Annotated in this window: 12 protein-coding genes; all 12 read right to left on the bottom strand. The window is 47.2% G+C overall.

Annotation, left to right across the window (positions count from 1 at the left end; translation table 11 throughout):
• Positions 1–318: 318 nt before the first annotated feature.
• Positions 319–885 (bottom strand): cytidylate kinase-like family protein, encoded by a 567-nt coding sequence (locus tag Q0614_RS04180; RefSeq protein ID WP_298786758.1) that lies wholly within the window; start codon positions 883–885, stop codon positions 319–321.
• Between the two features lie 9 nt (positions 886–894).
• The gene (locus Q0614_RS04175) at positions 895–1,587 is read right to left on the bottom strand and encodes an LrgB family protein (protein ID WP_005873245.1); all 693 of its coding nucleotides are present in this window, start codon (positions 1,585–1,587) and stop codon (positions 895–897) included.
• On the bottom strand, positions 1,584–2,042 hold the full coding sequence (locus Q0614_RS04170; protein ID WP_297961891.1) for a CidA/LrgA family protein: 459 nt from the start codon (positions 2,040–2,042) through the stop codon (positions 1,584–1,586). The genes Q0614_RS04175 and Q0614_RS04170 overlap by 4 nt, the downstream gene beginning before the upstream one ends.
• A gap of 843 nt (positions 2,043–2,885) precedes the next feature.
• The gene (locus Q0614_RS04165; RefSeq protein WP_298786754.1) at positions 2,886–3,125 is read right to left on the bottom strand and encodes a hypothetical protein; all 240 of its coding nucleotides are present in this window, start codon (positions 3,123–3,125) and stop codon (positions 2,886–2,888) included.
• A 169-nt stretch (positions 3,126–3,294) separates the two neighbouring features.
• A complete protein-coding gene (locus tag Q0614_RS04160) occupies positions 3,295–4,191 on the bottom strand; it encodes an alpha/beta hydrolase-fold protein (RefSeq protein WP_298786752.1) in 897 nt (298 codons plus the stop codon).
• The gene (locus Q0614_RS04155; RefSeq protein WP_298786750.1) at positions 4,185–6,308 is read right to left on the bottom strand and encodes a TonB-dependent receptor; all 2,124 of its coding nucleotides are present in this window, start codon (positions 6,306–6,308) and stop codon (positions 4,185–4,187) included. The genes Q0614_RS04160 and Q0614_RS04155 overlap by 7 nt, the downstream gene beginning before the upstream one ends.
• A gap of 615 nt (positions 6,309–6,923) precedes the next feature.
• Entirely contained in the window at positions 6,924–9,005 is a 2,082-nt protein-coding gene (locus Q0614_RS04150) for a TRAP transporter permease (protein ID WP_298786747.1), read from the bottom strand.
• Between the two features lie 8 nt (positions 9,006–9,013).
• Positions 9,014–9,955, bottom strand: a complete 942-nt coding sequence (locus Q0614_RS04145; protein ID WP_005873238.1) for a TAXI family TRAP transporter solute-binding subunit — start codon at positions 9,953–9,955, stop codon at positions 9,014–9,016.
• Between the two features lie 233 nt (positions 9,956–10,188).
• Complete coding sequence (truA, locus tag Q0614_RS12540) at positions 10,189–10,887, bottom strand: tRNA pseudouridine(38-40) synthase TruA (RefSeq protein WP_366125040.1); 699 nt, start codon at positions 10,885–10,887, stop codon at positions 10,189–10,191.
• 613 nt (positions 10,888–11,500) lie between these two features.
• Positions 11,501–12,532, bottom strand: coding sequence for an LptF/LptG family permease (locus Q0614_RS04135; RefSeq protein WP_298786743.1), 1,032 nt, complete (start codon positions 12,530–12,532; stop codon positions 11,501–11,503).
• Entirely contained in the window at positions 12,525–13,280 is a 756-nt protein-coding gene (locus Q0614_RS04130; RefSeq protein ID WP_298786741.1) for an A24 family peptidase, read from the bottom strand. The genes Q0614_RS04135 and Q0614_RS04130 overlap by 8 nt, the downstream gene beginning before the upstream one ends.
• A gap of 65 nt (positions 13,281–13,345) precedes the next feature.
• On the bottom strand, positions 13,346–13,710 hold a 365-nt coding region (locus tag Q0614_RS04125), incomplete at its 5' end, for a hypothetical protein (RefSeq protein WP_298786739.1).

Genomic DNA, 13,710 nt, shown 5'->3' with positions numbered 1-13,710 from the left:
CCGTCGAAATATATCGTGTTTTCGCCGCATTTTGGGCATAGATGGGCTTTGCTTTGCATCTTATCTCCTTAAATTTGGATTTAAATTTCATCAAATTTTAGCTAAATTTTACTGATTTTCGGTGAGTAAGCGTGATTTAAATTTAGTGCCGCATTGAATTCGAGGCTTTAATACACCTAAAATGCGTTATTTACAAATGGAATTCAAGCTGAAAGGGATGTAAATTTTAAATTACGATAGAAATAGGGCGGGTTTGCGAGATAAAGCGGAATTCATCTTCGAAAAGATAAATTCCACTTTTGTGCTCTTAGGCGCAAATCACTTTTCAATGTGATGTTTGACTAGATACTCGATGATATTTACCGCATTATCGATGCCGCAATACGATGTGTCGATGCAGATATTGTAGTTTGCGGACGCGCCCCAGACTTGGTTGGTGTAGTATTGATGAAAGCTCATCCTGCCCGCGTCGCTGTTTTCCATATACTCGCGCGCGTCGGCATGACCCTCTTTTTCTAATCTGGCAAGCTTAAACTCATCGCTCGCGCGCAAAAATACCGTCAGCAGATCCGGATGTCCGCGCAAGAAAAACCCGGCGCAGCGCCCAAGCACTATAACGTTGCCGCCCGAGACGATCTTCTCGTAGATTGCTACGATGCGATCGCGCTTTTGCTCATTGGCTAGCTCGTTGTGCGATATTGCCTGAAGTAGCGTATTTACGGGCATTTCGTTGTAGAACTCATACATCTGCTCGAAGCAACCAAGCTCGTCTGCTTTGCGGAGCAGATCCGCCTTGGCTAGATAGGTGTAGCCTAAGCGCTCGGCTAGTTTGCGCGCGGTTTCGCGCCCGCCTGCGCCCGTTTGTCTAGCGATCGAGATTATCATATTTTCTCCTTAGATGAAATGTGCAAAAATACCGGCACCGATGACGGTAAGAAGTCCCGTAACTGCCATTGCTAAAGACGCCATCGCGCCCTCTACGTCACCGATCTCAAGAGCGCGCGCCGTTCCCATCGCATGGCTCGCGCAGCCTAGGGCGATACCTTTTGCCATCGCCTTTTTGATGCCAAAAATTTTAAGTAGCGCCTCGCCAAATACGCTACCGATGATGCCCGTAGCGATGATGCAGGCCACCGTTAGTGTCACGATACCGCCTAAGCTTTCGCTGATACCCATACCGATCGGCGCTGTGACGGATTTCGGTAGTAGCGTGACATACATTGTGTGATTTAGCCCAAATATCACCGACATCGCGTAGATGCTGCCTAGTCCTGCGATCATACCCGAAATCAGTCCTGCAAAAATAGCTAAAAAATTACTTCGCAAAAGCGCCAGCTGCTCGTATAGCGGCACGGCTAGACAGACGGTAATCGGCGTTAAGAAAAAGCTAATGTGTGAGGCGCTGGCGTTAAATTTTTCGTATGGAATTTTAAAGAGTAAAAGCACGCAGACGGTAAGCACGATACCGATTAGAAGCGGATTGAAAATCGTTAACTTAAAGCGCTTTTTTAGATAAAGCCCCAGCTCAAACGAGCCCAGGCACAAAAACACGCCGAAAAAAGCGGAGTTCATTAAAATTTCTCTCATTTTTTGTCGTCTCCGGATAAAATTTCGCGCTCCAGCTTTGCATCCACGCCCTTTGTATTTGCGCCGTCTTGTTCGTGCGCGGCTGCGTAGAGCCTGCGCTTAACGCGGGCGAGGGCGATTTTATAAAAGATCTGCGTTACTGCGCCACTTGCACCGATGACTACTACCGTAGAGACCGCCGTAATCGCGATGATTGCGAAAAGATGCTGGCGTAGCGCGTCGCCTGCGATGATGATCGCAGCGCCCGCCGGGATGAAGATCACTGGCATAATCTGCATAAAAAACGACACGGTTTCTCTGATCTGCGATACTTTGATGAGTTTAAAGATCAGGGCTAAAAGCATAATGACTAGTCCGTAGATGCTAGCGGGGATCGGCACAGGCACGAGCGCCGCCAAAATCTCCGCAACAAAAGATATTCCTAAAATCACGCTAAATTGGATTAAGTAGTTCAAAGCTTACCTCGGATTAAAATTTAGCGCTAAATTTAGCACTTTGCAGTTAAAATAGATATTAATCTTGCTAGGTTTGGGCGAAATTTTGCGGCAAAATTTAAAATTTTGATCGCAAGCAGGAGCGCGGGATTTCACTTCTAAAATTTCAAATTTTAATCGCTAATTTGTCGCCGCTTGAGTGAATTTTGATTGGAATTTAAAATTTGGAGCCGCCGATTAAGCTATCTGCGAGCCAGCTGCGTGAATGAAATTTTATACACAATTCTACGCCGAACTCTGCTCCCAACTTCACGGCGCAAAAACACATCGCGTGGAGTAGCCAGGCGCACATTGGGTAGTACGAGTCGTGTGGAAGCTGTGTGAGCTGATGCAATCGTGCGGTAAATTTTAAAATTCCTGCGAGAGAGCGTTTAAATTTGAGTTAAATTTTGGTGGCTAAATAAGCGCGCTTAATTTTAAAGAACGGGCAAGCGAGTGCTTAAATTACGAAGTCCGCGCCGCTCGAGTTTAAATTTCACGATCCGCGTCTCGCGGATATGGATGCTGTCGCTACTAAATTTTACGATGCCGTTAAAATTTAATACCGCGTAAGACACGCCGCTAGCAAATTTTGCGGCGGGCGCGGTCGTATGAGCGACGGCTCGTTTTAGCTGGCTCGAAATCCACGTGTAGCAAATGACAAGTGCGGCGCGAATGCCATGCGCTGCGTATTTTAAAGGCTGGGAGCGGCCGCGGCTCGTAGTGCGATCAGCGTCGCAGTGCAAAGCCAAATTAAATAAAATTTCAAAAACCGATTTAGCGCCGCCACCCGAGCAAAAAGCGCAGGCAAATCCCGCGCAAAGCTTAGCCTAGCTCGATTTTAACGCTTAGCACCTTGCAGACTAGATCGAAAATTTCGATATCGACGTTGGGCGCGTATTCGTCCAAGACGGTGTAAACTTCGGCTCGCATATCCTCGTCGTGGCCCGGGTGTGCGCGCGAATACAGCTCGTCCGTGCGGCGCACGAGCGTGAGATTATCGATATCTCGCTCGCGCATCGCCTGCTTGAGCCGCTTTGAAATTTGCCATTTGAAACTTTGCATTTTCCATCCTTTAAATTTGTGCGATACTAGCCAAAAGGGCTTTAAAATTTAATTTCTTAAATCCGGCGACGCGTTTCGGCGCGATCAGCGAGCCCGCGCCGCTCGGTCCTACGCTTGCAAATATAAACGAGCCGGGTTTAGATTAAGGCTTTATCGGCTAAATAGAAGATTATCTTTGCGTAAATAGCGCTAAATCTCGCAAAGCCAATGGGATTACTTCGCCGTGCGAAGCGCCTTCGTAGAGCCTAAACTCGCAAGAAAACCCCCGTGCTTTTAAAATTTCAGCTAGATCGGCTACTTTTAAAATTCCCGCTTTATCGGTTTTTCCTTTACGTATTTCACGCGAGCCGGCAACGAGCATTATGAATTTCGCTTTTAAATTTGATCTAAGCTTTCCCTCGTCTAGGGCATCTCTGATCAGCTGTGATTCACCCCACCACAACGAAGGCGAGGCGATAAAAAACTCGTCGAAAATCCCATCGTCGCGCAGCAAAGCATAAATCCCGAATAGCCCGCCAAAAGAATGTCCGAAGTAAATTTTATCGCTTTTTGCCGTAGAGTATTTTTTCTCCACGAGCGGAAATAGTTCATCTTTTACGAAATCGTAAAATTCTGCCGCGCCGCCGCCGTTTGCATATTCTTCGCCGCTCGCCGCGGGCGTTAAATCTCTCGTGCGACGCTTAATATCATACGCTAGCGGGCTGTCGTATCCGATGCCTACTATAAGGACGGTTTTGCTTAATTTCGGCACCGCTTTTGCGTTTTGCTTTGCGCCATTCGCATAAATTTGCGCATAAGAGTTTAAAAGCATAGCAACTTGCGCGTTCGCATCAACCATAAAAACTACCCTATCGTAGCGAGCGACATTTTTTTGGCGAGCTATAAAAATTTTATATTTTTCGCCGCTCTTGCTTTTTAGAATAAAATCGCTCACGTTAAACATTTCGCGCGCAACTCCACTTGCCTGCTCAATCTTTTGCGGCGGTTTTGCCCTCAGATCGCAAGCGAATAAGCATACTAAAAAGAGTGCGTCGAATATCACAAGGAAGTTTTTTAGGCTTACCATTTAGCGTTTACCTTAAACCAAAACCTCCTGCCTTCCTCGGGGTACCAATAGTAATTGCCGTCGTCTGCGAGACCCTCGTCGTATCGGACGTTATCAAAGATATTGTAAGCGGTTAAATTTAGGCTCAGATTATCGTTTAAATCGTATTGTGCGCCCAAATCCGTAGTAAAAAGCTTTTTGTCGTTTTTGCTAACCCTATTGCCCGGACCGAATTGCACGCTTGTAAGCTCGCTTTCGTAATTAAGACCGATAAAGGTAGAAAGCGGAGCGATAGGCCTATAGCTAAGCGTCGCATGTGCGGCATGCTTCGGAGTAGCGGTCAGGGATTTGCCATCCAGCCTACTAAGATTGGTTTGGCTAAATTTAACGGCGCCGTTTGGCGTATAGATCGTAGGATCCCCGGTTTCGATCTCGGAGTGGCTATAGGTGTAGTTCGCCTTGAAATTTAGCCTCTTAGTAATATCGTAATCGCCACTCAGCTCAACGCCGTAAACCTCGGCTCCTTCTATATTAAAATACGTTCCCCAACCCGGGCAATTAACGCTCGGTGCGCCGGCGCAGCCTCCGTAAGCGGGAATCCTATTGATATTGCTGCCATCGGTATCTAAAATTTTATCTTTGAAGTCGTTTTTAAATAGCGTAATATTGCCGCGCAGATCGTCTGCATTGTCGTAATAAAGCCCGATCTCGTAGGTCGTGCTTTTCTCGGGCTTTAAATCCTTGTTACCGAAATCTATAATCCTCCAGCCGCCCTGAATCGTGCCTACTTCAGGCGAAATTTGATTGACGTCGGGAGTTTTATACCCGGTCGCAACGCCGCCTTTGATCGCCCAAGTGTCGCCTATATTAAACGTCGCGTAGGCTCTAGGAGAAAAGTGGTTGCCGAAGTATTCGTTGTGCGTGAGTCTGCCGCCGAGCGTCAAAAATAGCGTATTTTCCAAAATTTCAATCTCGTCCTCTAAAAATCCCGCATGCTCGTTCATAGAAAATCGCTGCGGAGAGCGTAAATTTTGCCTGCTCGCGTTTGAAACGATGAAAGTCGTTTGCACATCCTGTTTGCTAAAATCATAGCCGAAGGTAAGCGTATTTATACCGAGATAAGTCGTAAATTTGGAATTAAAATTTCTATTTTTTACGATTGCGGGAGAAAGGCTATCAAAAATGCTCGTACGGCGAGTCTTATCCCAAAAATAACTTATATCAGCACTTAAGCTCTCAAACTCACCCAAATATCCGACGCCGTGATTTTCTCTTTTATATTTATAGTGATTTAATCCACGCGCGTTGGGATAAACGGCGGTTTTACCAAGAGTCCTTGAATAATCGTGATTTTGCCTTCCGGTTTGAAAGTAAAATTTATTATTTTCATCCGGCGTTAGCCAAAGTTTGGCGTTAGAATCCGATTTATCACTCTTCTGATAGCCTCCCTTATAGCCATCCTCGTCGCGCAGTTTCTTATATCCCCACAGCTGAAGCGCCGCATACTGCCCGAAGGGAATATTGACGTAGGCTTCGCCCATCTTGCCGTCTCCGATACCCTCGTGATCTTGGATAGTTGTAGATATAGCAGCACTTCCGCTAAATTTAGAAAAATTCTTTTTCGTAATGATATTTATCACACCGCCTACCGCATCGCTTCCGTAAAGCGAGCTCATAGGTCCTCTAATAACCTCGATACGCTCTATCGCTCCTGCGGGCGGGATAAAATTTGAGTTCATATCGCCCGCTCCGCCTTTTGGGTTCGCCGCCGCGGAACTTACGCGTTTGCCGTCGATAAGCACAAGGGTTTGAGAGCTTTCCATTCCTCTGATGGATATCCCGCTTGCCGGGCCGTCGTCGCCTGCGATAACGCTGACGCCCGGCATTTTATTCGCGATATCGTGCAGCGAAGTGAAGCTGCCGCTTGATATCTCTTTATTATCCAAGGTGGAGATGGAGGCCGGCGCCTGCCTGATATCTTGGCGAAAGCCGCTCGCGCTTACTACGATCTCGCCAAGATTCGTGCTATTTGCGTCACTGCTTAGGTGTGAGCCTTCGACGCCGCATAAAATCGAAACGCTCGCGCATATAGATAATGCGATAAATTTCGCCTTTTTAAAATACATATCTTTTTGCATTTTTGTTCCTCTATTTTGAAATTTAATCGCGGATTATAACTCAAAGCGGATAAATTTAATATTAATTATTAAAGTATTTTTATAGAATTAAATTTGACTAATAATTCCCCATTTCATCGATATTTTTATAAAAATTATTTTAAATAAAGTATAACATATAATCAAGGAATCACTCTAAATAAGTAAAATTTTGTGACGCTAATCCTTACTCATCAAGTTATTTTGGAGAAATTTTGCACAGTTTTTGATTTTATCTGCTTTAAGAATCATTTTAGCTTTTGTGGACGTGTATATTTAAACCATCGAAGGCATTTCAAGCGGCAAGGCAAAAACGTATTTTGCTCTATTGATTTCGCGTATCCTGTGGCTTGCGATAATTATAGACTAATAGGATTAATATGCGATGTTTTTTAGCACAGTAGCTTCGTATGAATAAATTTATCTTACTAAGGGGCATAATCGCTTCGGCGCAATTTAAAATTTTGGGTAGTTTATATAGGCGGATTTAAATTTAGAACAAAGAGTCGATTCAAATTTAAAATCCTGGTGCAAGAGGATAAAATTTAATAAGACCCCGCAAATTTATCTTAAAATTTAGCGGGATCAAATTTGATTTTACGCCGCAGGCGCGCTATTTTCGGCGTGCGTACCATCTGAGTCTTTAGGTCTTAAAACCCACTGTTTAGCAAAGATCAGCGCGTAGATCGCAGCGCCGATGCCGTAGCTTGCGTATTCGCTCGGGACAAACTCAATAAATTTCGCGCAGATATTAGGCACCAGCATCAGCGGCGTTACGAGCAGCAATAGCAGGCGCTCTACCGGGTTGCACTTGGTTACGAACCAACCCTGAAGCGAGGAGCTGAAGGCAAACATACCCACGATCGCTGTGGCAAAAATCAGCGCGATTTGCAGCGGATCGCCGATCCAAACGATGCTTTTTGAATCCGTCGGGTTGCTGACGCTTTGGATCAAAAGCAGCTTGTTGTTGAAAAAGAACGCAAACGGAAGCACCGCCGTGCGTAGATCGTAAATGAAGCCCTGAAGTCCTACGATTACCGGATTTGCTTTAGCAATGCCCGCGGCGGCGTATGCGGCGATGCCCACAGGCGGGGTATCATCGGCTAAAATTCCGAAATAAAATACGAAAAGATGCACCGCAATCGCAGGGATCAAAAAGCCGTTTTTGCCGGCCAGTATTAAAATCACCGGCGCAATAAGGCTCGAAACGACGATATAATTCGCCGTCGTAGGAAGCCCCATGCCCAAAATCAGGCTCATTATCGCAGTCATCAGAAGTATCAGCACTATGCTATTTCCAGCGACCGCCTCCACGAGCTCCGAAAGAACCTGTCCTAGCCCGGTAAGCGAGATCGAACCGATGATGATGCCCGCTAGCGCGGTGGCAACGGCGACGGTGACCATGTTTTTGGCAGCGCCGACCATAGCCCAAAAGATATCGACAAAGCCGACGATAAAATCGGACTTGCCAACTTTTTCGCCGAATATCGTTTTCTTAGCGGGCTCCTGCACGATCATTATTAAAAACAGCACGCAGATCGAGTTAAACGCCGCAGAGATCGCGCTTTCTTTCAAAATCAATAGAGTATAAAGCAGCACCAAAATCGGTATTATGTAATGAATTCCACTAAGGATCAGCTTCAGCTTCGATGCCTTTGCGTAATCGCGGCTACCATGAAGCCCCAGCTTACAGCTTTCCAGATGCACGATAAAAAATAGCCCCGCATAGCAGACGAAAGCGGGAATCACCGCCGCGACCATTACGTTGGTGTAGCTCATACCTAAAAATTCCGCGATGATAAACGCCGCAGCGCCCATGATAGGCGGCATAAGCTGCCCGTTTACGCCTGCTGCGACCTCGATAGCGCCCGCTTTAGTGGCGGTAAGCCCCGCTTTTTTCATTAGAGGGATCGTAAAGGTACCCACCGTCACGACGTTTGCGGTCGAACTACCGCTTACCATGCCAGTTAGTCCGCTAGCGATTACGCTAGCCTTGGCGGGTCCTCCGCGAAAGCGACCTAAAATCGCAAACGCTACGTTTATAAAATACTGCCCCGCTCCGGCTCGCTCCAAAAGCGCGCCGAATAGCACGAACAGATAGATGAAGCTGGTGCTGACCCCTACCGGCACGCCGAATACGCCCTCTGTCGTTAAAAACATATGCCCTGCAAGCAGTTCAAAGCTTGCGCCGCGATGCGAGATGATATCGGGCATATAAGGACCGAAGTAGCAATACAGAAGAAAGGTAAAAGCGATAATGCCAAGCGCGGGCCCCATCATACGACGACCCGCCTCAAAAAGGATAAAAATACCTATAAAGGCTGCTACAATATCTCTGGTTAGATAATTTCCCGGGCGCTGCGCTAGCCCGTTAAATTCTATCGCAGGATACAAGATTGCGGCGACTCCGACGATTAATAAAATATAATCGTAAAACGGGATATAAAAATGCGCCTTAGAGCGCGGGCGAAATGGAAAAAGCGAAAAAATTATAAAAACGGCGAACGCTAAGTGGATCGAGCGCGCGATATTCGTATTCATCGGGAAATACGCGATATAAAGCTGAAAGACCGACCACGAGAAGCAGACCAGCGTCACGAGCCAGAAGAGCTTTTTAGAGGTAAATTCTCTACTCTTTACCTCTAAAACCTGCTCATCTTTTTGTGTAGATTTCTCCATCAACTAGCCTATTTCAACAACCCGGCTTCTTTATACACCGCCTCTGCCGCAGGATGAAGCGGCGCGCTAAGCCCCTCTAAAAGAGATTCTTTGCTCACTAAATTTAGCGCAGGGTGTAGCTTTTTATACTCGTCGAAATTATCAAGTATCGCTTTAACTACCGCCCTAACCGCCTCGTCGCTTTGGCTAGCGTCGGTTACGAGCACAGCCTTTACGCCGATAGTCTGCGTGTCGTGATCTACTCCGTCATACATCTTCGCAGGGATCACGCCTTTAGCGAAATATGGATATTTTTCAAGAATTTTTTTGATGTGCTCATCGTCGATGCCGACTAAGTCGATAGGAAGCGAGGTCGCCGCATCGGTGATATTTGCAGTCGGATGTCCTACGACGTAGAAGTATCCGTCGATCTTCTTATCTTTTAGCGCCATAGGGCATTCTTGCGCGGTTAAGACACCGTGCTGGGCGAGCTTTTTAAGATCGAAGTCGTAGTTTTCAAAAACTATAGTGCTGGTTAGCTCATTGCCGCTGCCCGGGTTTCCGATATTGATCTTTTTACCCGCAGCGTCGCCGTAGGCTTTGATGCCGCTCTCTTTAGAAACTACGAAAGCCAAAAGCTCCGGATAGATCGAGATTACGGAGCGTAAATTTTTATCCGCCGCGCCTTGAAATTTGCCCGTACCGTTGTATTTATCATAGACGACATCGCTTTGAACGAAGCCGAAATTTAGCTCCTTTTTCAGCACGTTATTGACGTTATACGTCGAGCCGCCCGTCGATTGCACGGAGCATTTCATATTTTTATCCATATTTACCAAGCGGCAAATCGCGCCGCCTACCGGATAATAGGTGCCGGTCATACCGCCGGTGCCGATATTGATGAACTCCTTAGCGCCTGAAACGCTAGCTAGTAAGGCCAAACCGGCCAAAGCAACAGAAAATTTTTTCATCTTTGCTCCTTTTTGAGTTAAAAGTTTGAAAGTATTGCTAAATTTCTATAAAATTCTAATAAAAACAGATCGAATTTCGCGCAAATTTACGATTTTACACATCGCGGCACAGGTGATTTAATATCAAAGTAGGGTGGCGATCTACTCTCATATGCAGAATTTTACCGCGATAAAATTCTAAGCTTGAAATCCAAACGCCCGTGGATAAAATTTAACGCTATAAATTTCAAGTCTTAATAACTCACGCCGCTAAGATACAGCCCGTTCGGCGGAAAGGGGATTCTGCTAAGAGCTCGCGAGAAGCTGATCTTGCGCCCGCTCTGCACGGATTTTAGCGCGTTTGCGACCATCAGCCGCACCTGCGCTCGCAAAAATCCGTTGGCTTTAAAATTTATCAAGGTTAAATTTCTAAAAGAGTAGGCGCGCGCGACGTAGAGCTCTCGTACCGGGCTTTTTATGTCGCTGCCGCTTTTCATAAACTCGCTAAAATCGTGCTCGCCGACAAAATTTGCAAGCGCAGCATTGAGCGCGGCAAGATCCACGCGCGGATAAAACACGCAAAAATCGCTAAGAAAGGGGCTTGGACGTCCGTGGTTTAAAACGTAGCGATAGCAGCGCGCCACAGCATCGTAACGCGGATGAAAATCGCGCGGCACCGGGCTGATGTGTTGCACAAAAATATAGGGTGCGCAGTGGCGGTTTATGAGCTCTTTTAGACGCGGCAGCTCCCAGTGCACGGTGCATTCGACGCAGCTTACCTGGCGCAGCGCGTGCACCCCTTTATCTGTGCGCGAGCTGCTTATCAGCGGCGCAAAGATACCCACGCGCCCCAAAGCCGCGCGTAGCACGTCCTCGACGCCGCGCCCGTGAGGCTGAGACTGCGAGCCGCTAAATTTCGAGCCGTCATAGGAATAGACGAGCTTGAGCTTCACGCGCTCGGAGTTTACGCTCGCTGCGAAGGTGCACGCATCTGCAGGAGTATTTGGCAGAGTGCTTATTTTGCCGATGTGCGCAAGCTCGCTCGCTACGAAGTCGCTTGCGGGCGCGCTCTTGGGAATATTTTTGAGTTCGGACGCGCTTGCGAGGGTGTTTGCGGAAATGCCCGCTTTGCAGGCGGTATCTGTTTTGAGAGAGTTTATGGTGCGGGCGGCTGCGTGCACGGTCATGTAAATTTCCTCTGCGCTTATCGCGCAAATATCGGAAGCGGCGGAATTTTTACGGGCGGAATTTAAATTTGCCGCGCGCGTAGTCTTTTTGGCGCGAACGGCGTCCGAATTCCGCCTGACGCCTTCGTGATTCAAACCGCAATCGGGCGCAGCATGGGTAGCCATATCGCTCGCCGAGCTCGCGATGGCGGAATTTTTAAAATTTGAAAACCCGTCGTTTAAGATCAAAGCTTGCTCGCCGTTTTGTGCTTTGCATTTTAAATTTACGCTACGCAAAATTTTAGACGCGCTAGCCTTGCTCGCCGAAATTTTATCCGCTAAATTTCGAGCAGACGAGCTTTCGTTTAAAATTTCGCCGCCGCAAAGCTCGGAGCTTTTTTCAGTACCTCGGGGCAATTTTGATCCTGTAGTAAAGCAGCGAGCCGATAAGCGTAACGCCGAATGTCACCGGAAGCGCGATGCTTGGGTATTTAGAGAGCAACATGATCATCGCGAAGTAGCTAAAAAGCACGCCGAAGATCCCCGCGTAAACGAAGCCCTTTTCGTAGCGATAGGTCACGATACCGAGGCTTAGCGCAAACAGAAAGCTCGCTAGCGGAAAGAGCGAGACGAGGGTGTAGATGCTAAATTCTTTCCTGCGCTTCTCGCTGCCGCCCATATCGCTCCAGTATCCGATCACGTCGCCTCCGCCGCGGATATTGCGGTCGCTTTGCGTGCGCAGGGTTAGGCTTTCAAACTCGCTTACGTGCCACTGATCGCTGCCCATCGTGTAAATTTTGCCGTCGTGCAGCATCGCCGAAAAGCTCGCGTTTTCGTTTTTAAACTCGCCGCTACGCGCTACGATCATCCGCTCGTGATCCTGCGAGTTGCCTGGATTATACAGCACGAGATCCTTATACAGCGTGCTTGTGCCGTTGTTTTCCTGCGAATCGATAAAAACGAGCCAGTCAGAAAATTTCTGCCCGAATTCGTTGGATTTGATATTTAGCGTCGCGCTGATCTTTTTGTAATCGATGAAATTGTCCTTTAAATTTTCGGCTATCGGCATCATAAAAAGCGATACGAAAAGTAGCGCCAAGGAACACAGCGCGGCGCTTATGCCGAAAAATAGCGCGATCTTGCGCGTGGCGTAGCCGATGGTAAATATTACGATAGTTTCGTTCTCTTTAGAGAGCCTAAAAAGCGAGATACTAAGCGCTACGAAAAACGCGATCGGCACCGTAAATATGAGGATGCGCGGCAGCATGAAAAGATAGAGCTTGACTAGCTCTGAAAAATTTATCTCGATAAACGACGTAATGCGCGCGATCTGAAGGAAAAATACGATCGACATTATGATAAAAAGCGTGCTAAAAAGCGACGCGAACGAGCTTACGAAATTGCTAAATAAATAGCGCTGCACCCTATCCATAAATGACGTCCAAGAGCCTTAAAATTTGATCTCTAAAAATAAAAGTAAGAAGCAGCCCCATCGATAAAAACGGCACGAACGGTAGCTCGTAGCCTTTTTTGTTCGCGATGAGATACGCGGGCAGCGTCAAAATCGCGCCGATGTAGATCGAGATGCCGCCCAGCTTCCAGCCCAAAATCGCTCCCATAACGCCCGCGATAAAAATATCCGCGCTGCCCATCGCTTCGCGCTTTAGCACGAAGGTGACGATTAGGCGCAGCACGAAAAATATCGCCGCGTATCCCGCCGCCGCGCCAACGCCGCTAAGATCAAAATCATACATCAGCGTATAAGCAAGCGAAAGCGCCGTAACTACGTAAAGAAGGCTCTCCGGTACGGCTTTGTACTCAAAATCGATCGCCGAAAGCGCCATAAGCAAGATGAAGCAAAGCCCGAGCACCGCGGCTTTTGCAAGATCGGGCTCGCCGAAATACGCTGCAAGCGCAAGCGCGCCGCCTAAAAGCTCGACGATCGGGTAGCGGATCGAAATTTTGGTTTTACAAAAGGCGCATTTGCCGCCCAAAAAGAGCCACGAAAGCAGCGGAATGTTGTGGTAAAATTTTAAAGCGTGAGAGCATTTGGGGCAGTGCGATGCGGGGAAATTTACGCTCTGTCCGCGCGGCAAGCGGTAGATCAGGACGTTGCAAAACGAACCCACGCAGGTGCCGAATACCGCAAAAATCACGCCGTAAACGATATTTAAATCCATCTTTTTCCTTTGGAGTTTTAACTTTTTAAAATTTAATCAAGCGCTTTATGGTAGCGAGAAATTTCTTAGTTTTCATTGATTTTTTGCCTCTCGTAAGGGAAAAATTTTACGAAAATCGCCGCTGCGCCTACGCAAAATAAAATGGCTATGAGCCCCGCGATTAGCGGCTCGCCCCATGCCTCATATAATCCGCCGAAAATCAAAAATCCCGCCACCAGTATCACGGCGTCCAAAAGATCGAAGTTCAAAGTATCTACGATCCATAAAAACATAATATATGCGCCTATCCCGCTGCCTGTGGATGCCAAAATCCCCATTTTATCGGGGATAAAGGCAAACGCTAGCATAAAAAACACAAGCAGGCAAGTGTAGACCGCGAGTATAAATTTCTTTGGTTTTTTATACACGCTGCCGCATCTTGGGCATCTTA

Origin of the sequence: uncultured Campylobacter sp. (genome assembly GCF_937997595.1) — a bacterium.
GTDB lineage: Bacteria > Campylobacterota > Campylobacteria > Campylobacterales > Campylobacteraceae > Campylobacter_B.
Note: the sequence above shows the minus strand (reverse complement) of the source record. Positions and strands in the feature narration are given on the sequence as shown.